The following is a 23,958-nucleotide window of genomic DNA, read 5'->3' as shown; positions in this document are numbered from 1 at the left end:
ATTCAGATTAAAAACACTGAAAATAGTCCATCAATAATTCTTCACAATTGAAAAAAAGCCGCGGTAGCGCCTTGCTGATATAAAACCGCATCACGTATTCAATATAAGCGGACACGACCATCAACCTTGCCAACGCAATCCAAAGCCTTGAATTCGAATGAGAAGAACCTCTCCAGACACCCAGAGTCCACCATAAAACCGGGCCCAGCATCATGACATGAATATTTGACCAACTGGAAACACTGATCATTCCCGACTGAACCAGTGCATCAGCCCCGTAAAGACCCGCATTAAAAACAATGAAAAAAGGCCAGAACAGCTTATTCAAGCCTAGCGCGCCATTCCAGATAGCGAGCAGATATTGATACAGGCTAAAGGATTTAACGTCCGGCATCTCCCAATCCGGTTCGGAAAACGGAGCACTGATAAAAATGATCCCGAATAAAGTACTAAAGATGATAAAAAACTCCAACGGGCCTATCAGCTGGCTGGATGAAAATATAATCGGTAAGGTATTGGTAAACATGAATTGATTAGACCCGAAGCAAGTTTTATCTGTGTCAGGTTACCACAAAGTTTTGATATTAAAACAAACAGAGGAAGACTCCAGCAATTATCAATATGAAGGGAAAAAGCGCTGGGGGAAGCTTTTTGAGGATGTCGGCATCAGGAATGCTGCTGCCAAGCCCCCTCTGAGGGTTTACGGCGTTCCTAGAAAGGTTTTTCCCAGCCCAAAATGACGCTGAAAATATCAAACTGGGAAATACAGGGAAGACTTAGCTTAAAAAGTCGTAACTACTCGCCCGCTTTGAATTAAAGGTGTAGGTACTTGATTTCAAAGGACGCATCAATACGTCCCTGTAGCTCTCTGCAACATCCCTGTTGCAGAAGCCTTTTCAATCAACCACCTACACCCACTAAAATTGGAGGCGGTGAGCAGATACAAAAAGTCAATAGAAAGACATACCCATCGTAGATCGAAATTCGGCACCGGGGTGCCCGTCAAAGGACGCCGTAAAACCATCCATGTAGGCTCTATGCCAGCATCCATGCTTGCATAGCCTTTGCCGAACAACCCGCTGCCGCCTTAGGCGCTGCCGAAATTTGAAGTGCGAAAGGTATAACTATTCAGCGGAGCCATAAATCAAAGGTGATGCATCGTTTAGGTTGCGGTTGGTCCCAACAAATTCTAAATGATGAAATTTTCTATAGGCAGCAACTCTATTCCCCTACGTCCTGCGTCATCTCTATCCTGCTCAGTGTTATAACCCCAGGTAGCCAGCAATAACTTAACGTTTTTCAATTGCGGATTTTTCTGGACATTCAGTAACGCGATTAATCTGTCTTCTATGAAGTGCATAGACGCATCAGGGAAATAATTGACCAGATCAATCAGAATATCTTCTTTGATTTTATTGCGGTCCAGGCCAAAAATTCGGTCGCCGGGAATAAAAATATGATTGGCCGTTAAAATGTGCGACACAAACCGTTCCTGTTTAGTCGTGACAATAAACCAATGCCCCTGATTCTCAAGATTCCTCAATTTTTCAGTAATACCCGGAAACAAAGGATTATAGGTTAGCCATTCGGGCAAATTATCATGAATCCAGGCGTCTCTGATTTCGCCAAACAGCTGCTTTAAACCGTCTATCGATTGGCCGGATTTTTCGATAAGCGCCGGTCTGAATTCAGCAAAATGTTCAAAAATGTAGTCGCTGGACCCACCTTCATAAAGCAGGCGCATGACCAGGATAGCCTCAAAACCGGTTTCAATAATGGGTCTGACTCTACGAAACTCATCAATCAAGCGCTGCTCAGGAAACGCAGGCGACATATCCGGCCACAACTGCAAGGCAGCTTTCCATCCGGTTATTGCAGTCTCGACGGCACTGTCACAGAGCACACCATCAAAATCAAGTGCATAGATAACGGGTTTATTCATGAGTGTATAAACATACGGGAAGGCTGTAGTTAATCTATCTTAACTCGTTGACTGACATTTTCAGTCGTTCCGGCAATGATTTGTAGAAAAACCATTGACGGAACGAAAACAGAATAACTTACGTGGCTAAAGTGGGCGATAAATTTAAAGCCTCTGGGTTTTACGATTTTGCCAAAATTGCGGCAACGGTTTCACCCATCGCTGAAGGCGTAGGTGCAATAATCACACCCAAGTCTCTTAGCATAGCGACTTTTTCGGCCGCACTCTCACCTGCAGAAGAAATAATGGCACCCGCATGCCCCATCCGGCGTCCTTCAGGTGCGGTCAATCCGGCAATATAAGCTACCACGGGTTTACTCATGAATTCTTTAGCAAAATGCCCGGCGTCTACTTCTTGCGGGCCGCCGATTTCACCAATCATCAAAACCACTTTGGTTTCAGGATCCTGTTCAAATTTTTCAAGAATGTCCCGGTGTGAACTGCCGTTAATAGGGTCACCGCCAATGCCTACCGAAGTCGAAATACCGATACCCAACCGCTTCATCTGATCCGCCGCTTCATAGCCCAGCGTTCCTGAGCGTCCGACAATGCCGACATTGCCCTGCATGTAAATATGTCCAGGCATTATGCCGAGCATCGCACGACCCGGGCTAATCGTGCCCGCACAATTCGGTCCGGTCAAAACCATGCGTTCCTCGACAGGAAATCTGCGCAAAAAGTTTTTAACCTTCATCATATCCTGCGTGGGAATACCGTCAGTAATCGCCACACAATATTTGATCCCGGCTTCAGCGGCTTCCATTATCGAATCGGCAGCAAATGCCGGCGGCACGAAAACGATACTGGCCTCGGCCCCCAATTGCTCTACTGATTCTTTAACCGTGTTAAATACAGGCAAACCCAAATGAGTCTGGCCGCCTTTGCCGGGCGTAATGCCGCCCACGACTTTTGAGCCGTAATTGATCATGTCCTGTGCATGAAAGCTGCCGATTTTACCGGTAAATCCCTGAACAATAATGCGTGTGTTTTCGTCAATCAAAATAGCCATTACTTTTCCTCTTAACCGGCAGCATTAGCGACAACTTCATTACGAGCCTGAACAGCTTTTTCAGCCGCTTCAGCCAGAGTTTCCGCCATAATGATGGGCAAACCGCTTTCGGCAATAATTCGTCTTCCTTCATCAACATTGGTTCCGGACAACCGGACAATCAGAGGCACTTTCATATCGATTTTCTTGACGGCATGAACGACACCCTCCGCAATCCAATCACACCGATTGATACCTGCAAAAATATTGACCAGCATGGCTTTGACATTTTTATCCGCCAACACCAGTCGGAAGGCTTTTTCAGTCCGCTCCGGCGAAGCGCCGCCACCCACATCCAGAAAATTGGCCGGCTCACCACCCGCCAGCTTAATCATATCCATAGTAGCCATCGCAAGGCCTGCGCCATTGATCATGCAACCAATATCACCATCCAGTCCGACATAGCTCAAACCGCGGTCAGCAGCGGCCATTTCACGTGGATCTTCTTGGGTTTTATCGCGCAGTTCGGCGATTCTGTGCCGACGGAACAAGGCGTTATCATCAAAGCCCATTTTGGCATCGAGTGCGATCAAGTCTTCTTTTGCCGTAATAACTAAGGGGTTAACTTCGACCATGCTGGCGTCATTGGCTCGCATTGCCCGGTAAATACCCTTGATGGTTTTTACCGCAGCATTCAACATTGACACCGGAATACCCAGCGCAAAAGCCATCTCTCTTGCCTGAAAGTCCTGCAAACCTACCGAGGGTTCGATATAAATTTTAGTGATGGCTTCCGGCTGAGTTGCTGCCAGGGTCTCGATATCCATACCACCTTGTGCGGACCCGACCATGACAATGCGCTCTGCACAGCGATCCACCAGAAGGCAAAAGTACAATTCTTTGGCAATATCGGTACCGGCCTCTACATATAAACGGTAACAGACTTTACCGGCAGGCCCGGTCTGATGGGTCACCAGCCGCTTGCCCAATAATTTACCGGCAGCCGCTTCAACTTCATCATGACTTTTACAAATAATGACACCGCCTGCTTTACCTCGCGCACCGGAATGAATCTGGGCTTTAACCACCCAAACTGAGCCCCCGATTTCTCTGGTACGCTGGACAGCTTCTTCAGGACTGTAGGCTAAACCGCCGTCAGCGATCTTCACGCCGTATTCCGCTAAAATTTCCTTCGCCTGATACTCGTGGATATCCAATGCATCACCCTCAACTATTTCAGAAAATCATCAACGAAGGGGAAACCACCCCCTCGACATTTTTATTTATTAGCTTTTAGCGGCAATCGCTTCTGCAGCTTTAACGACATTGTTAGCCATCTTTTCGGACGCCGCATCTATTAACCGGCCATCCAGTGCTGCAGCACCTTTCCCTTGCGCGGCCGCTTCTTTTAATGCCGCCAAAATCCGTTTGGCTTTGTCTATTTCAGCCGCCGGTGGGGTGAAGACTTCATTCGCCAATGCAACCTGGGAAGGATGTATCGCCCATTTACCCTCACAACCCAGCGCGGCAGCGCGTCTAGCCGCAGCCTTATAGCCGTCAGGATCTTTGATATCGCCAAATGGACCGTCTATCGGACGCAAGCCGAAAGCACGGCAAGCCACAGTCATACGGCTGATGGCGGCATGCCATTGATCGCCCGGATAATCAGGATTCAACCCGCCGATATTGGTCGTTCTTGCCCGATTGCTCGCGGCATAATCGGCAACACCAAAGTGCAGAGCCTCAAGTCGCCCTGATGCGCCTTGACGCGCAATATCCTCTACATTGGCCATACCCAGCGCAGTCTCAATTAACGCTTCTATACCTATTCTGTTTTTTAGGCGCTGCTGCATTTCCAACTGATTGACCATGGCTTCCACCATGTAAACATCCGAATAAACACCGACTTTAGGGATCAGGATGGTTTCCAATTTATGCCCGGCCTGCTCGACCAGATCGACCACGTCGCGCGTCATAAATTGTGTATCCAAACCGTTAATACGCACAGAAACGGTGATCCCGTTACCTTTCCAGTCCAGATCGTTGATCGCCTCGATCACGTTTTTTCGCGCTTGAATTTTGTCATCCGGCGCTACTGCATCTTCAAGATCCAGAAACACAAAATCAACGCCACTTTTTAACGCTTTCTCAAACATATCGGGACTAGAGCCGGGAACAGCGAGTTCGCAGCGTTGCACGCGTTGAACAGACGCTTCATATAAGGTATGACTCATTTTTTGTACGTTCCTAAACAGGCAAGTTAAAAAATCAAAAATTAAGGCCTTTTAAAAAGGCACTTGGCTAACCTCGGCTATCAAGGAACTGACCCGAGCGCAAAACAATCGGACATTTTACTTTTGAGGATAATAATGTCAATTTTTTAACTTGACGTTTCTTCACAATCGGACTACTTCTTATGCCATTCGGACAGTGGATTTATACAACCGCTTTCAGATATATTTTTGACTCGCCATTAAATGTTGATACTCGATTATCGAAAACTTTAGGAGAAAAAATATGAATTGGTACGTTGAGGTTCTCAAAAAATATGCCGATTTTAACGGCAGAGCCAGACGCTGCGAGTATTGGTATTTCGTCCTTTTTAACATGCTGATTGGAATTGGCATGGCGTTTATAGACGGGCTGACCGGCACGTTTAACGCTGAAACAGGGGTTGGTCTATTCGGCGGCATTTACTCATTGGCGGTGCTTATTCCCGGTATCGCCGTTTCCATAAGAAGACTTCACGACACCGATAGAAGCGGATGGTGGCTGCTTATCGCATTCATTCCTATCGTGGGTGTCATTGCGCTTATCGTGTTCATGGTGCAAGACAGCAAACCCGGAGTTAACCGGTTTGGCCCTAACCCTAAAACATGAACACCTGATTTGCAACGTGTGCTGACGCCTTGGTGATAGAGCGACTGATGCGCTGCATCATGAACAAGCCGACCAATGTTTTCACCATTCTTACAGCAATTCCCGGTTTGAACTGTTAATGGGGCTTTGAGGGTTGACGTAAGCCTTCCCTTTTTTATCATTAAACAGGGAATTGATGACAAAGCCGTGAAAAATCAGCTGGTTTTAGCCCTGCTTGTAATCACGTTATTCGTTAGCTGGCCTGACATAAACCGGGCTTGCTGATTCAAATCAACTATGGGATCATTGCTGGCTTTTGGCATCAACGCCAATTCCATTTTTTAATCCCATTTTAAACTGATTTAAAGAGGCAACCCACAATGGCAGGTCGTAATCATTTATACGTTCCAGGTCCCACCAACATTCCCATAGAAGTACTGAGTGCGATGAATGTTAACGGCGAAGACCATCGCTCACCCAAATTCCCTGACCTGTTCAAACCGCTGCTCGCTGATCTGAAAAAAATATTCAGAACCGAGGACGGTCATGCCTTTATATTTCCAGCAACCGGAACCGCCGGTTGGGAAATTGCATTGACCAATACGTTAAGCCCTGGCGATAAAGTACTGATTTACCGCTTCGGGCAATTCAGCCATTTATGGGCAGCCATGGCCAATCGCCTGGGATTTGATGTGACCGTGGTTGAACGCCCCTGGGGTGAAGGCATTCCTTTGGATGACCTTGAAGCCAGACTGAAAGCCGACACCAAACATGAAATCAAGGCCTTTCTGGCGACTCACAACGAAACCGCGACCGGCGTTACCAGTGATATAGGCGGCGTTCGTAAAGCAATGGATGCGGCTAATCATCCCGCCTTACTGTTTGTCGATGGCGTCAGCTCAATAGCGAGCCTTGATTTCAGAATGGATGAATGGGGTGTAGACGGCGCAATTTCCGGATCGCAAAAAGGTTTCATGCTGCCTGCCGGAGGCGCTTTTGTTGCGTTCAGTCAAAAAGCGATCAAAGCCTGCGATACGGCCCGTTGCCCAAGAGCGTTTCTTGACCTTAAAGATCAACTGACCGCCAACAAAGACGGTTACACGCCTTACACACCGTCCATTCCCATGCTTTATGGTTTACGTAAATCGTTAGACCTGTTACTTGAAGAAGGCCTGGAAAATGTTTACGCCCGTCACCACAGACTGGCGGAAGGCACTCGCAAGGCAGTCGCCGCCTGGGGCTTGGAACAATGCGCCAAACCCGGATTTGAATCCAATACCGTGACTGCGGTTGTTGTACCGGCTGATAAAGATGCCCGCGCAGTGATCAGCACCGCTTACAGCAAATACAATTTGTCATTGGGCGCAGGACTGTCGGAAGTGGCAGGCAAAGTGTTCCGTATCGGCCATGTTGGCGACATGAATGATGTTTCCATGTTAGGCGCGTTTGCCGGTGTGGAAATGGCCTTGCTTGATAATGGGTTTGACATCAAACCCGGCAGCGGCGTTGGCGCCGCAGTTGAATACTACCGCGCAACTGCGTAAAGTTTTTTCCTGCTGTTAGCGTAAAACAGATCATCTCGTGAGGGCGATCTCCGGGTCACGGCCCGGAGATCGCCCTCATTTTGATCAAGCTTTTTCTGTATATAAATATTTCGATCCGCCCACCCAGACCAACTCTATTAGGTATAGGCAGTTGATTACAAAGGCTTCTGCAACAGGGATATTGCAGAGAATTATAGGGACCTAGTTATGCGTCTTTTCAAATCAATCATCTACACACTCAATTCAAGGCGGGCGATTAGTTACACCATTTTATTCGTTTGTTACGACACCAACCTACAGCATTTTCTGTCGCACCACCCTTCGAGATTAGCCCATGAGTAAACCCAAAGTCTTTGTTACGCGTAAATGGCCTTCCTCAGTCGAAGAAAAACTCAAAGCACTTTACGATGTCACGCTCAATACCGATGACCGCCCCCTGACGGCCGATGAGTTTAAATCTGCACTGAAAAACTTCGACGCTGTCTGCCCTTCGGTCTGCGACGCGTTTCCAGCTGATGTCATCAATACAGCGGACAAACGCTGTAAAATTCTGGGTAATTTTGGCGTGGGCTTCAATCATATCGATATCCAGGCCGCCAAAGCCAACAACATCGTAGTCACCAATACACCGGGCGTTCTAACTGAAAGCACCGCCGATCTGGCCATGACCTTATTGTTAATGTCCGCAAGGCGAGGCGCCGAGGGAGACCGTCAGGTCAGAGCAGGACAATGGACCGGCTGGTGCCCAACCCATATGCTGAGCAGCGATGTCACCGGCGCCACACTGGGTTTGATTGGCTTCGGACGTATCGCGATAGCGATGGCACGTAAGGCGCACCATGGCTTTGGCATGAAAATCATTTATTTCAGCCCTCGCACCGCCGATCAATCGGTAGCCGATGAATTAAAAGCTGAACGCTGCCCAACGTTACCGGAATTGCTTGCAGCAGCCGATTATGTATCCTTGCACTGCCCCGGCAGTCCGGAAACCAGGCATCTTATCAATGCCGACTCGCTGAAATTGATGAAACCTTCGGCACATCTGATTAACACCGCCCGTGGCGATGTCGTTGACAGCCAGGCGCTAATTGATGCATTACAACATCGCCAAATTGCCGGAGCAGGGCTGGATGTTTACGAAGGGGAACCCAATATCAATCCTGGGTTTTTAACGCTGGATAACGTGACCCTGCTACCTCATCTGGGCAGCGCAACCTTAAGCACAAGAACAGCAATGGGCAATCGCGTCCTAGCCAATCTAGCCGATTTTTTTGGCGGCAAGGAGCCACAGGACAGGGTTGTTTAAAGCAATAGCGCGCAAACGCCGTTTATATCGCTCACCGCTCAAGCCAGCAACTCCCAGTTTGATGATCAAGAGGAAGAGAAGTGCGCTTTGCGGCCTTGACGGCAGCAGGGATGCTGCCCTTTAAGCAGGATTAATCACCAGAGCAACCTCACCTGCATTGTTCTCCGCTTTTTTATTTCACCAGACTTTTTAAAATATCGATTGGCAAAGGAAAGACTATGGTCGATGATTTTTCGCCCGCAATTTCAGTCAGTGTTTGCAGATAACGTAGCTGAATAGCCTCAGGTTGCTGGGTAAGAATTCTGGCGGCCTGCAATAATTTTTCAGAAGCCTGCATTTCACCCTCTGCGTGGATAATTTTCGCACGGCGCGTCCGCTCAGCCTCCGCCTGCTTGGCAATCGCCCTGACCATGCTCTCATCAAGATCGACATGTTTAATTTCAACATTGGCGACTTTGATGCCCCAGGCATCGGTCTGTTGATCCAGTATCGTCTGTATATCGATATTGAGCTTGTCCCGTTCCGCCAACATTTCATCCAATTCATGCTGGCCCAGCACGGAACGTAAGGTAGTCTGAGCCAATTGGCTGGTCGCTTCGTAAAAGTTTTCCACTTGAATAATGGCTTTATCGGGGTCGATAACCCGGAAATAGACCACGGCATTGACTTTAACCGACACATTGTCACGCGAAATCACATCTTGTGACGGCACATCCATCACAATCGTCCGCAGGTCGACTCTGACCATTTGTTGAATCAGCGGGATAACCAGAATAAATCCGGGGCCTTTGACCTTATAAAAACGCCCGAGCATAAAAACGACCCCACGTTCGTATTCGCGTAAAACTCTGAACGCGCTGATCAATAAAAGAAAGACAAAACTGCCGAACACATAAATGAAATATTCAAACATGGGGATTCTCCTGATTAGGAATGGAACTCACCTCAAGAATTAAACCATCCCTGTTATTGACCTGAATTTTTTGGTTTTTATGCAATGATTCGCGAGTACGGGCTCGCCAGATTTCGCTGTGGACGCGAACCAAGCCCGTACCGCTAAAATCATCCAAAGCAATACCGATTGAACCGGACAATTCTTCCGAGCCGGTGACGACCGACTTATGTCGGGCCTTTAGCAAAAGACCCAGGGCGATGATTAAAAATGCGGCGCTGCTGAGCGCGAATGCGCCGATCAACGCGATATTGATACCGAATCCCGGAGCATCGGTGTCCATCAGAATAACCGAACCGATAACAAATGCGGTCAATCCGCCGAATCCGAGTATGCCGATGCTGGGCACGAACGCTTCGGCGATCATTAAAGCGATGCCTAACAAGATCAGCGCCATGCCGGCATAATTAACCGGCAACACCTGAAAAGCAAACAAAGCCAGCAGCAAACAAATACCGCCGATCGTTCCAGGGATAATACTGCCGGGATTTGAAAATTCGAAAATCAGACCGTAAATACCGGCCAGCAGCAGAATATAGGCAATGTTGGGATTCGTTATGACGGCCAGAAGCTCACTGCGCCAATCCGGTTCGATCAACCTGATTTCAGCATCTTTCGTTTGCAGCGTGAGATTTTGACCCAAAACAGGGATTACCCGGTTATCGAGTTGTTTCAGTAAATCTGTCCTATCGATAGCCACGATGTCGATCACCTTTAGCTTTAAGGCTTGCTCAGCGGACAAACTGGCAGCATCCCTAACCGCGCGCTCCGCCCAATCGGCGTTTCTGCCGCGCATCTCGGCCAGACTTCTGATATAGGCGACAGCATCGTTAAGCGCTTTTTGCATCATCGGATTTTTTACAGTTTCCCCCTTAGATTTATCGCCGGAAGGTTTGGATTTATCCAGCTCATCACCGGACGGCTCGTCCGGATTGCCTGCAGGAATCAGTTGAACCGGTGTCGCGGCCCCCAGATTAGTGCCGGGTGTCATCGCGGCAACATGACTGGCATAGAGCAGGTAGGTTCCGGCGCTGGCAGCTCTTGCGCCTCCCGGAGAGACATAAGTAATGACAGGTATCGGAGAAGCAATGATCTTTTTGATGATCTGCCGCATCGAAGTATCAAGCCCGCCTGGCGTATCAAGCAAAATTAAAACAGCTTTTGCTCCGGATTCAACCGCTTTGTCCATGCTTCGTTCGATATAATCGCTGGTAGCCGGGCCTATTGCATCCTGTATCTGCAATTGAACGATGCTGCTGCTTTGAGGTGTCGCTTGCATTTGAGCCGTCACCGGCGCTACCTTTAAGCCAGCGAGTAACAGAAAAATTAAGCTATAACGAATGACATTTATAGGCGGCATAGATGCGTCCTCTGGAAATCAGGCGACTAGGAAGAAGTCTACGCCTCCAATCGAGATAGGGCAAACTTAACGATTTTCTATGTCCTTAGCGGGCAATAAAGAGATTTCAACGTCAATGAAGTTTTTGGGGAGAGGATGATGAGCATCGTTTTTATTTCATATCGCCGTAGCGATAGCGCCGGATATACAGGGCGTTTAGCGGACAGATTGGCGAAGGAATGGGGTGAAGATCTGGTTTTTCGGGATTATGACGACATCTCACCCGGCCAGAACTTTTTTATGACCATCAATGACAATCTGAACAGCGCACACGTCATGCTGGTTATGATGGGTAAAGAATGGCTTACGTGTCTTGACGAGGCAGGCCACCGCAGAATTGATGATCCAGAAGATTTTGTTCGCCTGGAAATTGAAACAGCACTGCAACGCAACATACTCATTATCCCTGTTTTAGTGAAAGGCGCCCGAATGCCCGCGCCCAGCGATTTACCCGCGAGTATTTCTGCATTGGCTTTTCGGCAAGCGATAGAATTGACCGATAGCCGGTGGGCAGCCGATGTAGAAAAACTGATTGAATCGGTCAATCCTCTTCTTGACCAGGGCCTTGATAAACAAAGGCAAGTCGATGGCAAAAGTTTTACCTGGAAAAAAGCAGCCGGACTTATCGCCTTAGGCCTGCTGGTGTCCGCCATCATTGGGACAGTATGGCTGCCTGCCGATTTTTCCGGACATTGGTATTTTGATGGCGGCAACTATCTGAGAATCGTTCAACAAGGCGATCAGGTCAACATTGAACACATCGACCCTGCCATGCAAAAAGTGTATGAAACAGGCGAAGGTCGCATTAACGGACGATGGCTGGAATTCACCCTAAAACCCATTTATACCGATCGCTTCAGCTACAGCGGCCGCCTCAACAAGTCATGGAATAGTCAGGAGCTACAGGGCGAATTAATAGAAATATTGTCCGGTGAAAAAAGCGTTTTAAGGCTGAACAGTACTGATCCTAAGGCAATACGATAAAGTTTAATTTAATCAACTCATCACAACCCATTTAAAAAATAACACTTTAGTGTTCTCTTGCAGGAAACTGCCAGAGAAAGAAGATACATCTTTTTTCGCCGGCATTCGCTATGGCACTGTTTTCTTGACGGCTTGACGGCAAACACTGACGTTTTTATCGTCTATTCCCAAAGCAAACTCACCTTGATGCTCCCAAAAAGATCGATGACGATCCGGAGTTTCGAATTTCGCGCCGCTGGCCGCAATCGCAGGGATCATTTCCACGTCCTCTGTTTTACCATCCCGGCTGATTTTTAAAGAGAGTTTGGACAATCGGCCCTCTGAATCAGGCGCATAGTAGATGGCGCTTATGTCATAACCATTGTCGCAAACCAGCACTAATCTGTTTTCAGTGATCCTTGTTTCCGATCGAACAACTGAGCGCTCCCGATCTTTACAGGAAAGTAATGCAAGGCTGAATAGTAAATAGAGCAAGATACTTTTATGCATAGATATTCCTGACCGTCAAGAAACCAAGATTAATTTTAGACCCATTTGGGGTATCTGCTCACCCCCTCCAATTTTAGTGGGTGTAGGTGGTTGATTGAAAAGGCTTCTGCAACACGGATGTTGCAGAGAGCTACAGGGACGTATTGATGCGTCCTTTGAAATCAAGCACCTACACCCTTACTCCAAAGCGGGCGAGTAGTTACCATTAATCTTTCAAACGCACCGACAGCACATCGCAGTGTGCATGATGTAACACAGCATTGGCGGTAGAACCCAGCAATAAGGCGAGGCCATGGCGGCCATGTGAACCGACGACAATCAAATCCACATCTTTGCGGTCAGCAAACAGCGTGATTTCCCGCTTGGGCATGCCCCAAACCAGTTGGCAATTATCTTTACTGATACCCAAATCTTTACCCAGTTCTATCAGCTTGGTTTTTTCAGCTTCCAATAACGCGTTATCGGACAGCTCATCCAGAGGTATTATCGTGCCGTACTGCATTTGCGGCATGGGGATATTATCCAGCACATGCAAAAGGCTGAGTTGTGCCTGATGCAGGCTTGCCAGTTGCCGGGCTTTTTCTGCAACGATGCGGCAATGATGCGAGTAATCCACTGCAACCAAAATATGGCCATAATTATCCATGTAATGCTCCTTAATTTAATGTCTTTCCCGAAATCAGTCCGGTCTTAACGACTGCTTCCGGATCTTGTTATCATGACGTTTTTTGCATTCTAATGATTATCAAGGTAACCGTCTTCTGTTTTGTCCTTCAGGACCTGATTTGCACAAGCGCGGGTTCAAGATAAATTGTGTGCATCACTGATCAACAAACAGGCGTAAAGTAACTTATTACCGCTTACCGGCGTGAACCTGATAGCCATTATCCAGGCCCTTTTTCTCACTACTGAATCCGTAAAAACCATGACTTCTGCTGAAACAGCCATCACACTCCAACAAGTGACCAAAAGTTATTGGGAATCAGGACTTGAACAAACCATTCTGGATAATGTAACGGTGAATATCCGTCAAGGCGAGTTGATCGTGCTACTGGGCAGAAGCGGCTCGGGAAAATCAACCTTGCTGAACCTGCTGAGCGGTATCGACCAGCCCAACAGTGGACGAGTTAACCTGATGGGCACTGACTTAACCGCGTTGCCTGAAAACGAACGTACACTCTTCAGACGCCGGCATATAGGGTTTGTATTTCAGGCTTACAATCTGATTCCAACACTCACCGTGCTGGAAAATTTATTATTGCCTTTGGAATTACTGCATCGCATGACCGATACCGATGTCGACAAGGCCTTGAACCTGCTTGATCAACTGGACTTAAAGCCGCGTCAGGACAGTTATCCGGACCGTCTTTCGGGAGGCGAGCAGCAACGTATCGCAATAGCCCGGTCACTGATCCATGAACCGGCCATCGTTTTAGCCGACGAACCCACGGGCAACCTGGACCTGGAAACCGGCAAACAGGTCTTGGCATTATTGGATACGCTGGTACGACAAACCGGTAAAACCATGATCATGGCAACCCACAGTCAGGAAGTTATGGGGCTGGCCGATAGAGTCTTTACTATCCGGGACAAAACGCTGGTTACCGTTGAAAAGACCTTATGACTTCATTAGTTAACCGCGCCAGCCGCAACTTTTTATTGAAACATCCCTGGCAACTGGCCTTGGCATTGTTAGGCATTACACTGGGCGTTGCTGTCGTCATTGCTATCGATATCGCGCTGGAAAGCTCGCTGCAATCATTCACTCAGGCTGGACGCGCTATTTCCGGTACGGCAACGCACAGAATCATAGGCGGCGATGGCGGCCTTGATGAGCGTATTTATCGTCAACTCAAAGTCGATAAGGGACTGCGCACATTATCCCCGGTACTTCAATCAACGGTAATACTCAACCAATTTCCCGAGTCGCGCTTTACTTTACTGGGTATCGATCCATTTGCTGAAAAAGGCCTTCAGGCTAGCTGGCAAAATGCATTGACCGAGGATCAATCGGCACTCGCCGGCCGATTAATCACAGAACCGAATACCCTCTTGATCAGCGAGCATACCGCCCAAAAACTCGAATTGAAGGTTGATGACTGGCTGACAATCAGCACAGGCCAGGGTGAGCGGAAGATGCAAATCATCGGTTTGATCGCACTCAGCGACTCGCTAAGCCGACACGCGCTGGATAACATGCTGATCACCGACATTGCCACCGCTCAGGAAGTCACCGGTTTATCCGGTAAACTGAGCTTCATTGATTGGGTGCTGGATGACAGTGATCACCAACCTTCCTTGATCGATGCTATCCGAGACAGCCTTCCGAATACCGCTGAGTTGATTGCCATGGAAACGCACAATCAGGCCATGCGGCAAATGACCGAAGCATTTTCCATTAATCTGAATGCATTGGGCTTGCTGTCGCTACTGGTGGGCATGTTTCTCATCTATAACACCATGACCTTTCTGGTGATTCAACGGTGGCGCTTGATAGGCAGTTTGCGTTTACTGGGCGTCAGCCGGAAACAGGTGTTTACGATGATTGTGCAGGAAGCGTTGCTACTGGCCCTGGCGGGCACCGGTACCGGCATTTTGCTGGGTATTGTTTTAGCCCAAGGCCTGTTGCATCTGGTCTCGGCAACGGTGAACAGTATATTTTTCAGAATTGAAGGCGGCGATTGGTTTGTCTCTTACTGGCAAATCGGCAAAGCCATAGGGCTGGGTGTTTGCGCAACGCTATTGGCCGTGCTGCCGCCCGCTTTGGAAGCGGCCCGATTGGCGCCATCTACGGTAATTATTCGCTCGCAACTGGAATCGGGCATCAGACGCATCATCAAAATCGCGACCAGTTTAAGCCTGATATTCATACTTTTTGGCTTAAGCCTGGCCTATTTTTCAGAAACCAGCATTCGACTGGGCCTGGCGTGCATCTTTATGCTGTTGTTCGGGTTTGCATTAATGACTCCGGGCATCACCTTAGTCATTATGAAAGGCGTCGAATGGGTAACAGGGCGCCTATTCGGCGTGCTGGGCAAACTGCCACCCCGACTGGTAACGGCTGAAATAAGCCGGACCGGCATCGCTATTGCCGCGCTGATGATTGCCGTATCGGCGACCATCGGTATGGATTTGATGATTTCCAGCTTCCGTCAAACCGTATCGGACTGGCTGAAAATCAGCTTGCAGGCAGATTTATATGTGGCCTTGCCCGGTGAAAAACTGGCTGACAACAAAGCTGCGGCCGATCAGCAACTGAAAGCAGCAATTGCTGAAATTCCGGGAGTCGCCAGGCTAAGCAGTGTGCTGCATACGCGTATCCGAGGCGAAGACGGTCTGATTGATGCGTCTGTTTTCGAACTCAACGATCAAGCCCAACACGGTTTCCTTTTTACTCATACGCCACAAGCTGATATTTGGCAGACCTTTGAACAACAAGGCGTTTTTATCACCGAACCTTACGCTTATCATCACCAGCTAAACCCCGGGCAAGACCTTTTACTGCATACCGCACAAGGTCAACAGGCTTTCAAAATACTGGCCATTTACAAGGATTACAGCGGCGACCGGGGGCATATCGCCATGAGCCGAAAACTCTATTTACGTTACTGGCCTGATTTAGGCTTCACCGGCATCGGCATTTATGCCCAGCCGGATACCGATCTGAATGCATTGGAACCTCGCATTGCAGGATTAATGAAAGGCGCGCAATCAGTCAGGTCCAACAAAGCTATTTATGAGGCCTCGATGGAAGTGTTCGGGCAAACATTTGCAGTGACCGAGGCCTTACGCTGGCTGGCGGCAGGAATTGCCTTTGTCGGCGTATTTGGCGCGCTGATGGCTTTGCAATATGAACGAACCCGGCAGTTGGGAATTCTCAGAGCGATAGGCGTAACGCCCAGGCAATTATCGATCATGATCACATCAGAAACCGGATTGATGGGACTGGTTGCCGGCATATTTTCGATTCCAGTTGGTTTTATCGTCGCCTATGTGCTGATATTTGTGGTCTATCAACGGTCATTCGGCTGGACAATGGAATTTCATGTGAATACCGCCTCACTGTTTCAAGGCTTGCTGCTGGCATTGACCGCGGCCTTACTGGCCGGCATTCTGCCCTCCTTAAAAATGGCCAAAACCAGCCCTGCTATCGCCTTGCGTAACGAATGATGAAAAAATCTGCCTTTTTATTCAGTCTTTTGCTCATCAGTGTATTACTGGCGTTCGCAGGCGTTCGCTTTTTTCAGGCGCATGACCCGTTAGCAACGCAAAGACAGGATGCCCCAGCTAACGTATTGATGGCTGATGATAAAGGCTTTGCCAAAGCCTATTCCCCCAGACCGTTCGAATTTCCTGCCGACCATGGCGCTCATCCTGATTACCGTACCGAATGGTGGTATTTCACAGGCAATCTAAAAGATGCGTCGGGGCGGCCATTCGGCTATCAATTGACATTTTTCCGTTTTGCCTTGGCGGCACAGACAACCTCTTCTGAATCGGCCTGGCGAAACCGACAGATGTATATGGCTCACTTCACTGTTACCGATATTCAGGGCAACGCTTTTTATCATGACGAACGTTTCAGCCGTGCCGGATTGGATTTGGCAGGCGCTGAAGCTGAGCCCTTTCGGGTCTGGCTTAACGATTGGTCGGCTGAAGGCAGCGGTCAAACTATTTTCCCGCTCAAACTCACCGCAAAAAACTCAACGGTGGCGATTGATTTACAGCTGACGATGGAAAAACCTGTCGTCTTGCAAGGCAATCAAGGCCTTAGCCAGAAAAGCGAACAAGCGGGCAATGCCTCTTATTATTATTCCTTTACTCGCTTGGCGACGGCGGGTTCCATCCGCATAAAGAATCAACCTTTTTCGGTCTCCGGCACCAGCTGGATGGACAGGGAGTGGAGTACCAGCGCGCTGTCAGTCGAACAAGCCGGTTGGGACTGGTTTTCACTGCAATTGTCCGATCACAGTGAAATCATGTTTTACCGGCTTAGGCGCAAGGACGGCAAGGCCGACACTTTCAGTTCCGGCATCATCGTCGAAGCAGATAACTCACAGATTCGTCTCAGTGCCGCCAGTGTCACTATTGACGTTTCCAAACAATGGACAAGCCCGCATTCCCAAAGTACCTATCCGGCTAAATGGCGTCTGACGATTCCGGAACAGGCCATCAGTCTTGACATTACGCCTTTCATCAACGATCAGGAGTTGAACGGGCGATACCGTTATTGGGAAGGCGCGGTCAAACTGACCGGAGAAAAAAACGGCCGCCCTATTTCCGGGCAAGGGTATGTTGAATTAACCGGGTATTGAGGCGTTTTGTCTACCGTAACGATTCAGCGGAGCAACAAAATTAAGGTAATGTACCGAGTAGGTTTCGGTTGGCGATAGCCAACCCAACATTTCAAGGCAAGTGCGATAATTGTTGGGTTGCGAAAAGCACGCCGCCCAACCTACGCTTAATAATTAATATCCGCCCTTGCTATTTAAGGCATGACACATCCGCTGATCACGCTACTGTAAGAATAAACCTATACTTACACCCCACGCCGTTTCAAGTCCTGACTTGCCCGACACTGTCTTTCACCGTACTATGTGCGCCTTCACGAGCTCAATTCTGCATTCAAGCCCAACCAATGAATTTGTATCTAAAACATACGCATTTTTTAAGTCTTTTCCGGGTCTGGATAAAAAAACCAAAAACACACTGACTGTACCCGGTTGATCTTGCTTCATCATTAAGCCGCATTATTTTTTACATTTTTACGGAGAGTTTATGGCTTTGTCCATCGTTATGATTGTCTTGGGACTTGCGTTGCTGGTCTGGAGTGCAGATCGTTTTGTAGAGGGCGCGGCGTCCGTTGCCCGGCATTTAGGCATGCCACCCTTGTTGATAGGCATGGTCATCGTCGGCTTTGGTACTTCTGCGCCTGAAATGACGGTTTCCGCGCTTGCCGCCATGCAAGGTAACCCCGGCTTGGCCTTAGGTAATGGATACGGCTCCAACATCGCCAATATTGCCATGATTCTAGGTATAACGGCACTGATCAGCCCGATTACGGTTCACTCTCAAATCATCAAAAAAGAACTGCCGATTCTTGCTGCAGTTACGCTGTTTGCATTATTTCAAATATATGATGGAGAGTTTAGCCGAATGGATGCAATCGGCTTGCTCGGTGTCTTCTTCTTAATTATAGGCTGGTCGATTTACCAAGGCATAAAAAACCGCGGCGATGCTCTGGCCCAAGAAGTTGATTCAGAATTGGACAAACACCCCATGCCTTTCAAAAAAGGGATCATCTGGGTTGTCGCCGGTTTGGTTTTACTGATTGTCAGTTCCAGAATGCTGGTCTGGGGCGCGGTTAATATTGCGCATAGCCTCGGTGTCAGCGACCTGATCATCGGTTTGACGATCGTTGCGATCGGCACCTCCTTACCCGAACTGGCCTCGTCAATTATTGCCGCACGTAAAGGCGAAGACGATATCGCAATAGGCAATGTCATTGGCTCGAATCTCTTTAATACAACCGCTGTGATCGGTATTGCCGGTGCGATTCAACCGATGTCAATTCCTTCGGAAATTCTGACCCGCGATTGGCCTGTGATGGCCTTACTGACCCTTGGCATCTTTATCCTGGGCTATTCCAGGGATGGCAAAGGGAGCATCAACCGAATAGAGGGTGGTGTTCTGTTATCGGTATTTATGGCTTATACCGGTTATCTGGCCATCTCGGCCTTGTGAGGTATGCATTGAAAACGCTCAACCCCCTTTTTGTCAGCTTGTTTTTAATACTCACGGCCTGTTCAGGACCTTCCATCCAAAAGTTCCAGGGCATGACGCAAGGTACCAGCTATCACATCAGTTACTGGTCCGAGTCACCGGTTGATGCAGCCGCAATAAAAAAAGCAGTTGAAGCCGAACTGGAACGTATTGATCAGCTCTTATCCAACTACCGTGATGATTCTGTCATAGAGCAATTCAACAAAAATCGTACGACAGAAGCCCAGGAAACAGACAGCGAAATTATCGACTTAATCCGCATCGCTCAGTCGGTTCATAAAGAAAGCCAGGGTTGCTATGATTTAACAATCAAGCCTTTTTTTGAATTGTGGGGATTTAGAGAGGACGTATTGGCAATTCCTAGCGATGAACAAATTCAGCTTACATTGGCGCGCTCGGGTCTGGATAAATTGAAAGTCATCGATGATACCCATTTACAAAAACTGCATCCGGAACTGACCGTTGATGTTTCATCCATCGCCCAAGGCTATACGGTTGAAACCGTCAGCCACATTTTCGAAGCGCAAGGCATTAAACACTATCTGGTCGAAATCGGCGGCGAACTAAAAACCAATGGTCACAAGCCGGATCAACAGGCCTGGCGAATCGCGGTTGAAAGACCGGTGCCCGGCAAACAAACCGTGCAGAAAATCATCACCACACCCAAGGATTTACCGACGGCCATCATGACGTCCGGCACTTACCGGCATTATTTCGATGCTGATGGAAAACGCTATAGCCACATTCTGGATGCCCGCACCGGACGCCCGGTGACTCACGATCTGGTTTCAGTAACGGTGATACACCCCAACCCGACGATTGCAGACGCCTGGTCTACCGCCTTATTGTGCATGGGCCGGGAAGAAGGTTTGAAAGCCGCTAATGCACAAAAACTTTCCGCTTTGTTTATTGAACAAAAAGACGACAAATTGATTGAAACTCAGAGCGAGTTTCTGGATGGTTCCATTTTTTCATCAGCGCCCAAGTAACGTGTTTCGTAGCCTGGATGACGCGGAGCGGAATCCAGGCTCTAAGCTTAATCAAGAGGCGGATCCTCATCCTGCGTATCAATGTCCATCGGGGCATGTTCTTTAAGCGCACTCTGAGGATTAGTCAAGACCCTGAAAAAACAGAATATCATCAACACCGCTACCAATAGATAGCTGGCTATCATCACAATCAAACCGGATAAGGTCACACATCCCCCTCTTCATGAATGGCCTTCCTGCGCCAATTTTCACCCGCCAATGACACCATCAACACTAGAAAAATCAGACTGATCACCAAATATAAAACAATCAGTAATACTTCAGGCTGAGCTCGAACCGCCTCGATTTTTGCCGGAAGCGACTGGACCAGCCAACTGCCCAGGATGACTAATAAAAAGGCCGGGGTAATGAATTTAAAAACAAAACGAAAAGCTTTGGGTATCAATAAATCGGACCCTCTGTTGGCCTCGTCCATACCCTTATCAACCCCCAAAACCCAAGCAAAGACAATCACTTCTATCGTCGCTAACAGAAATATACCGACCGTTCCTATCCAGTCATCCATCGTCGATAACGCAACTGCATTACCGGAAAAATAAACAACCAGCAAGGCACCGCTGAGCGTCATTAAACCTAACGCGGCAACACTACTGCGCCGTTTCAGGCCGAAGCCTTCCTCAAGAAAAGCAATCGCCGGCTGCAGCATGCTTAATGAACTGGTTATGGCCGCTAAAAATAAAAGCATAAACCACAAAGCCCCATACCAGCGACCATCCGGCATACCGGCAAACACGGTAGGTAGTGTGTTAAACCCGAGGCCAAACGTCGAACCGGCGACCGCTTCCATGGTCAACGCGGTTCCGAGAAAAATAAAGGTCGCAGGAATAGCGACCAACCCGCCTAAACAGACTTCACAAAACTCATTGGTCACTGATGCGGTTAAACCGGACAATACGACATCGTCGTCTCTTTTAAGATAACTGGCATACGTCAAAATAACGCCGAATCCTACCGATAACGAGAAAAAGATTTGTCCTGCCGCAGCCAGCCAGACGGCTGGATCCTTGAGCCTTTCAAAATCGGGATTCCACATGTAACCCAAGCCATTGCTCACATTTCTTGGTAATTCGGCCACTTCAAGTGCCGCTGAACGTAAAACCAGCGCCTTAAAATGACCGAAGCGTTCAGCACCGTTGACCAACGCTAAATTAGCTGCAAGTTGATCTACAGAATCTAAAGTCAGTTTAGAAAAATAGACTAATCGTTGCCGATGAATCATTTCTTGATGTTCAACTGAATTACTTTTATCCGCTTGAAGCGCTTCTTTCTCCAAGGCCCTTAATGCCAATTTAGTTTCTTGATCCAGTTCGTCTTTTGCCTTTTCCAGCCAGATTCTATAAGCATTGCTTTGTTGACCGGACCTGATTTCAACCATCGCCAAAGCATAAGCCGCCTCTGTTTTGGCAAAACCGGCCGGAGGAACCAGCACATTTTCCTGGGTAATTTGAGTGTCAGCTGATTTCAACTGATGAGCCAGATAATCGGCAATACTATTTTCAACCTGTTGTTTTAGTTCAGCCGGGCGGGTTTGTGGATTCATTGCCAATTGTTGGATGGCTTGCCACTGATCCTGATTGATCACTGTCGGTAAAACCGTCTGCCACGGCTTGGGTATCGGCTGTTCCGGCAAGGTTAAAACCCGGAATGCAACCACTACCGCAGCAATAATCAACAGCGGAATTGCATATTTACAAAAGGTTTCAATACCGCGCGTCAAGCCCCGGTAGATGAAATAGAAATTAATCAGAAAGGTGATGCAAAAAAACCAGAACACCGGCTTTATGCCGTCTTTAAATACGCTTCCATGCGCCTCCATGCCGGTAAATTGACTGAAAAATGCACCGTAAACAGCCGGATTTCTGCCCAGGTCAAGTTCACCGCTCAGATAGTACCAGGCATACGCCAAACACCACGATTCGATGTAAACGTAATACATGTAGATTACGATGGGTATCAGCAAACCTAACGCACCAAAGTATTTACTGAGCGGATGCCGCCATAAAACTGAAAAGATACCCGGTACCGAATTAAAGCCATGCCTTCCGCCATAGCGCCCCATTGTCCATTCCGCCCAGCAAATAGGAATGCCGACCAGAATGAAGCAGATGAAGTAAGGCACCATAAATGCGCCACCGCCGTTGGCAGCCACTTGTCCCGGAAAGCGCAAAAAATTACCCAATCCCACAGCAGAACCGGCGACCGCTAAAATCACCCCAAAACGCGAACCCCAGGCTTCACCTTGGTTACATTTGTCATTTGCGCTCATATAGACTCAAGCCTCACGTTCAATAATCTTAATAATCAGCATCTGCTCACCTTGTTTAAATTTATTGGGTGTGGTTGATTGTAAAGGCTTCTGCAACAGGAATGTTGCAGAGAGCTACAGGGACCTATTCACGCGTCCTTTGAAATCAATCGCCTACACCCTTAATTCAAAGCGGGCAAGTAGTTACAAAAATTATCTGTCCAGAAAAGCATGAAAATATTTAACGAAATAACGAATCGTAGCTTGCCGTCCCAAAAATTAAGGCTATGTTCTCGTTAGTAGTTGAAAGTAAATCAACACCGTCATTCCGGCATGGATTGCCGGAGCCGTTAGACCGCGTAAGCGAATCCAGGTCACAAGGATGTGAAAGCCCAACGCCATCCATGGCTTCTGGACCCCGGCAATCCCTACCGGGGCGACGCCTACTATTAACGCGAACATAGCCAAAATTAAAGAGTGCGCAATACGGACATAATGCTTTTTGTTTTTTGCGTTTTTCGTGCTTTCCATGGACTAACTTGCGAATTTAAGGATAGTCGTTTGATATAAAGCCTATCATTAATGCTTGAAATACACCAACGGGCAGCGATAGCTCGAGCAATTCTCAATTTGAAGGAAAAAGGGCTTTTCCCAGACCAAAATGACACTGAAAATATCACTCTGGGAATGGCGGCTGGATTAGGCGATAGCCGTAACTCAACAATTAGACTTTTCGGAATCTGGATACTTCGATTGTTGGGCTAGCTCTCCGAGCTAACCCAACCTGCCCGGTCCATCACATTCGTTTTGTTGTTCCGCTGAACAATTACGAAAACAGAGGCAATCCGGAACAGCTTGCTTACTCGTCAATGAGTACAAATAAAACAGGGGAATGGTCAAAACGGACCATCAGAGAGGTAATGTAATTCTTCCGCAGACAAAGCTACGAACAAAGTCTTTTATAAAATCCTTGTCAGAGCGGTTTTGCTTTGAATAGCTCGTGAATAACTGAGCGGCATCATAGGCACTTAAAAATGCGAACGCGCCATAACCTTTCGATGAAAGAAACTCTTGGCATAATAATTCTGTAAAGTCGGCTTGTGTGGCGGTTGCGGATAATAGTTGCGTCATTAGGGCTCTCCTTAAAAAAACAAAGGTTACCGTATCATTTTCAAAAAAAATTACCGTGAAAACCTTTGCAAATTTGGAATAAGCTGATGCTCAGCCGTTCATTCAGCGTATCTGCTCACCCCCTCCAATTTTAGTGGGTGTAGGTGGTTGATTGAAAAGGCTTCTGCAACAGGGATGTTGCAGAGAGCTACAGGGACGTATTGATGCGTCCTTTGAAATCAAGCACCTACACCCTTAATTCAAAGCGG

Annotated in this window: 22 protein-coding genes; 9 read left to right on the top strand and 13 right to left on the bottom strand. The window is 47.9% G+C overall.

Annotated features, from left to right (window positions below; translation table 11 throughout):
• Window positions 1-7 precede the first annotated feature (7 nt).
• The 5 genes from Q7V32_RS09430 to Q7V32_RS09410 all read right to left on the bottom strand — a co-directional run bounded on the left by Q7V32_RS09430 (window position 8) and on the right by Q7V32_RS09410 (window position 5,203).
• Entirely contained in the window at window positions 8-526 is a 519-nt protein-coding gene (locus Q7V32_RS09430; RefSeq protein WP_304896727.1) for a hypothetical protein, read from the bottom strand.
• Between the two features lie 663 nt (window positions 527-1,189).
• Entirely contained in the window at window positions 1,190-1,942 is a 753-nt protein-coding gene (locus Q7V32_RS09425; RefSeq protein WP_304896726.1) for an HAD family hydrolase, read from the bottom strand.
• A gap of 160 nt (window positions 1,943-2,102) precedes the next feature.
• On the bottom strand, window positions 2,103-2,990 hold the full coding sequence (sucD, locus tag Q7V32_RS09420; RefSeq protein WP_304896725.1) for a succinate--CoA ligase subunit alpha: 888 nt from the start codon (window positions 2,988-2,990) through the stop codon (window positions 2,103-2,105).
• An 11-nt stretch (window positions 2,991-3,001) separates the two neighbouring features.
• Window positions 3,002-4,186, bottom strand: coding sequence for a malate--CoA ligase subunit beta (locus tag Q7V32_RS09415; RefSeq protein WP_304896724.1), 1,185 nt, complete (start codon window positions 4,184-4,186; stop codon window positions 3,002-3,004).
• A 69-nt stretch (window positions 4,187-4,255) separates the two neighbouring features.
• Complete coding sequence (locus Q7V32_RS09410; protein ID WP_304896723.1) at window positions 4,256-5,203, bottom strand: CoA ester lyase; 948 nt, start codon at window positions 5,201-5,203, stop codon at window positions 4,256-4,258.
• A gap of 283 nt (window positions 5,204-5,486) precedes the next feature.
• Between Q7V32_RS09410 and Q7V32_RS09405 the strand changes: the two genes are divergently transcribed.
• From Q7V32_RS09405 to Q7V32_RS09395, 3 genes are all read left to right on the top strand, one after another.
• Window positions 5,487-5,849, top strand: coding sequence for a DUF805 domain-containing protein (locus Q7V32_RS09405; protein WP_304896722.1), 363 nt, complete (start codon window positions 5,487-5,489; stop codon window positions 5,847-5,849).
• A 359-nt stretch (window positions 5,850-6,208) separates the two neighbouring features.
• The gene (locus Q7V32_RS09400) at window positions 6,209-7,372 is read left to right on the top strand and encodes an aminotransferase class V-fold PLP-dependent enzyme (RefSeq protein ID WP_304896721.1); all 1,164 of its coding nucleotides are present in this window, start codon (window positions 6,209-6,211) and stop codon (window positions 7,370-7,372) included.
• 334 nt (window positions 7,373-7,706) lie between these two features.
• Window positions 7,707-8,678: a D-glycerate dehydrogenase gene (locus Q7V32_RS09395; protein WP_304896720.1), complete on the top strand. Its 972-nt coding sequence runs from the start codon at window positions 7,707-7,709 to the stop codon at window positions 8,676-8,678.
• Window positions 8,679-8,850: 172 nt separating this feature from the next.
• On the opposite strand, the gene Q7V32_RS09390 is transcribed toward Q7V32_RS09395, so the two are convergent.
• On the bottom strand, window positions 8,851-9,591 hold the full coding sequence (locus tag Q7V32_RS09390; RefSeq protein WP_304896719.1) for a slipin family protein: 741 nt from the start codon (window positions 9,589-9,591) through the stop codon (window positions 8,851-8,853).
• Entirely contained in the window at window positions 9,584-10,990 is a 1,407-nt protein-coding gene (locus tag Q7V32_RS09385) for a nodulation protein NfeD (RefSeq protein WP_304896718.1), read from the bottom strand. The genes Q7V32_RS09390 and Q7V32_RS09385 overlap by 8 nt, the downstream gene beginning before the upstream one ends.
• 138 nt (window positions 10,991-11,128) lie before the next feature.
• On the opposite strand from Q7V32_RS09385, the gene Q7V32_RS09380 reads away from it, so the two are divergent.
• Entirely contained in the window at window positions 11,129-12,013 is an 885-nt protein-coding gene (locus Q7V32_RS09380; protein ID WP_304896717.1) for a toll/interleukin-1 receptor domain-containing protein, read from the top strand.
• Between the two features lie 108 nt (window positions 12,014-12,121).
• Here the strand turns inward: Q7V32_RS09380 and Q7V32_RS09375 are convergent, their stop codons facing one another.
• Window positions 12,122-12,502 (bottom strand): MliC family protein, encoded by a 381-nt coding sequence (locus Q7V32_RS09375; RefSeq protein ID WP_304896716.1) that lies wholly within the window; start codon window positions 12,500-12,502, stop codon window positions 12,122-12,124.
• Window positions 12,503-12,707: 205 nt separating this feature from the next.
• Entirely contained in the window at window positions 12,708-13,148 is a 441-nt protein-coding gene (locus Q7V32_RS09370; RefSeq protein WP_304896715.1) for a universal stress protein, read from the bottom strand.
• A gap of 279 nt (window positions 13,149-13,427) precedes the next feature.
• Between Q7V32_RS09370 and Q7V32_RS09365 the strand changes: the two genes are divergently transcribed.
• The 5 genes from Q7V32_RS09365 (at window position 13,428) to Q7V32_RS09345 (ending at window position 20,274) form a co-directional block, all read left to right on the top strand.
• Entirely contained in the window at window positions 13,428-14,126 is a 699-nt protein-coding gene (locus Q7V32_RS09365) for an ABC transporter ATP-binding protein (RefSeq protein WP_304896714.1), read from the top strand.
• Window positions 14,123-16,672 (top strand): FtsX-like permease family protein, encoded by a 2,550-nt coding sequence (locus Q7V32_RS09360; protein ID WP_304896713.1) that lies wholly within the window; start codon window positions 14,123-14,125, stop codon window positions 16,670-16,672. Before Q7V32_RS09365 ends, Q7V32_RS09360 begins: the two co-directional genes overlap by 4 nt.
• Entirely contained in the window at window positions 16,669-17,817 is a 1,149-nt protein-coding gene (locus tag Q7V32_RS09355) for a lipocalin-like domain-containing protein (RefSeq protein WP_304896712.1), read from the top strand. Before Q7V32_RS09360 ends, Q7V32_RS09355 begins: the two co-directional genes overlap by 4 nt.
• Window positions 17,818-18,280: 463 nt before the next feature.
• Window positions 18,281-19,246, top strand: a complete 966-nt coding sequence (locus tag Q7V32_RS09350; protein WP_304896711.1) for a calcium/sodium antiporter — start codon at window positions 18,281-18,283, stop codon at window positions 19,244-19,246.
• Between the two features lie 8 nt (window positions 19,247-19,254).
• Window positions 19,255-20,274, top strand: coding sequence for an FAD:protein FMN transferase (locus tag Q7V32_RS09345; protein ID WP_304896710.1), 1,020 nt, complete (start codon window positions 19,255-19,257; stop codon window positions 20,272-20,274).
• 47 nt (window positions 20,275-20,321) lie between these two features.
• Here Q7V32_RS09345 and Q7V32_RS09340 read toward each other — a convergent pair whose 3' ends face one another.
• The 4 genes from Q7V32_RS09340 to Q7V32_RS09325 all read right to left on the bottom strand — a co-directional run bounded on the left by Q7V32_RS09340 (window position 20,322) and on the right by Q7V32_RS09325 (window position 23,710).
• Entirely contained in the window at window positions 20,322-20,483 is a 162-nt protein-coding gene (locus tag Q7V32_RS09340) for a hypothetical protein (RefSeq protein WP_304896709.1), read from the bottom strand.
• Window positions 20,480-22,600 carry a hypothetical protein gene (locus Q7V32_RS09335; protein ID WP_304896708.1) on the bottom strand — a complete coding sequence of 707 codons (2,121 nt, stop codon included), beginning with the start codon at window positions 22,598-22,600 and terminating at the stop codon, window positions 20,480-20,482. The genes Q7V32_RS09340 and Q7V32_RS09335 overlap by 4 nt, the downstream gene beginning before the upstream one ends.
• A gap of 264 nt (window positions 22,601-22,864) precedes the next feature.
• Window positions 22,865-23,110, bottom strand: a complete 246-nt coding sequence (locus Q7V32_RS09330) for a hypothetical protein (protein ID WP_304896707.1) — start codon at window positions 23,108-23,110, stop codon at window positions 22,865-22,867.
• Between the two features lie 378 nt (window positions 23,111-23,488).
• Window positions 23,489-23,710, bottom strand: a complete 222-nt coding sequence (locus Q7V32_RS09325; RefSeq protein WP_304896706.1) for a hypothetical protein — start codon at window positions 23,708-23,710, stop codon at window positions 23,489-23,491.
• Window positions 23,711-23,958 lie beyond the last annotated feature (248 nt).

It is taken from the genome of Methylicorpusculum sp. (assembly GCF_030651835.1).
Lineage (GTDB): Bacteria > Pseudomonadota > Gammaproteobacteria > Methylococcales > Methylomonadaceae > Methylicorpusculum.
Note: the sequence above shows the minus strand (reverse complement) of the source record. Positions and strands in the feature narration are given on the sequence as shown.

Excerpts from the sequence above, each read along its gene's own strand:
- Q7V32_RS09390 (WP_304896719.1), bottom strand. The coding sequence starts at position 9,591 with ATGTTTGAATATTTCATTTATGTGTTCGGCAGTTTTGTCTTTCTTTTA.
- Q7V32_RS09355 (WP_304896712.1), top strand. The coding sequence starts at position 16,669 with ATGATGAAAAAATCTGCCTTTTTATTCAGTCTTTTGCTCATCAGTGTA.
- Q7V32_RS09380 (WP_304896717.1), top strand. The coding sequence starts at position 11,129 with ATGAGCATCGTTTTTATTTCATATCGCCGTAGCGATAGCGCCGGATAT.
- Q7V32_RS09365 (WP_304896714.1), top strand. The coding sequence starts at position 13,428 with ATGACTTCTGCTGAAACAGCCATCACACTCCAACAAGTGACCAAAAGT.
- Q7V32_RS09330 (WP_304896707.1), bottom strand. The coding sequence starts at position 23,110 with ATGGAAAGCACGAAAAACGCAAAAAACAAAAAGCATTATGTCCGTATT.
- Q7V32_RS09375 (WP_304896716.1), bottom strand. The coding sequence starts at position 12,502 with ATGCATAAAAGTATCTTGCTCTATTTACTATTCAGCCTTGCATTACTT.
- Q7V32_RS09410 (WP_304896723.1), bottom strand. The coding sequence starts at position 5,203 with ATGAGTCATACCTTATATGAAGCGTCTGTTCAACGCGTGCAACGCTGC.
- sucD (WP_304896725.1), bottom strand. The coding sequence starts at position 2,990 with ATGGCTATTTTGATTGACGAAAACACACGCATTATTGTTCAGGGATTT.
- Q7V32_RS09370 (WP_304896715.1), bottom strand. The coding sequence starts at position 13,148 with ATGGATAATTATGGCCATATTTTGGTTGCAGTGGATTACTCGCATCAT.
- Q7V32_RS09430 (WP_304896727.1), bottom strand. The coding sequence starts at position 526 with ATGTTTACCAATACCTTACCGATTATATTTTCATCCAGCCAGCTGATA.
- Q7V32_RS09400 (WP_304896721.1), top strand. The coding sequence starts at position 6,209 with ATGGCAGGTCGTAATCATTTATACGTTCCAGGTCCCACCAACATTCCC.
- Q7V32_RS09335 (WP_304896708.1), bottom strand. The coding sequence starts at position 22,600 with ATGAGCGCAAATGACAAATGTAACCAAGGTGAAGCCTGGGGTTCGCGT.
- Q7V32_RS09385 (WP_304896718.1), bottom strand. The coding sequence starts at position 10,990 with ATGCCGCCTATAAATGTCATTCGTTATAGCTTAATTTTTCTGTTACTC.
- Q7V32_RS09395 (WP_304896720.1), top strand. The coding sequence starts at position 7,707 with ATGAGTAAACCCAAAGTCTTTGTTACGCGTAAATGGCCTTCCTCAGTC.
- Q7V32_RS09405 (WP_304896722.1), top strand. The coding sequence starts at position 5,487 with ATGAATTGGTACGTTGAGGTTCTCAAAAAATATGCCGATTTTAACGGC.
- Q7V32_RS09325 (WP_304896706.1), bottom strand. The coding sequence starts at position 23,710 with ATGACGCAACTATTATCCGCAACCGCCACACAAGCCGACTTTACAGAA.
- Q7V32_RS09360 (WP_304896713.1), top strand. The coding sequence starts at position 14,123 with ATGACTTCATTAGTTAACCGCGCCAGCCGCAACTTTTTATTGAAACAT.
- Q7V32_RS09350 (WP_304896711.1), top strand. The coding sequence starts at position 18,281 with ATGGCTTTGTCCATCGTTATGATTGTCTTGGGACTTGCGTTGCTGGTC.
- Q7V32_RS09425 (WP_304896726.1), bottom strand. The coding sequence starts at position 1,942 with ATGAATAAACCCGTTATCTATGCACTTGATTTTGATGGTGTGCTCTGT.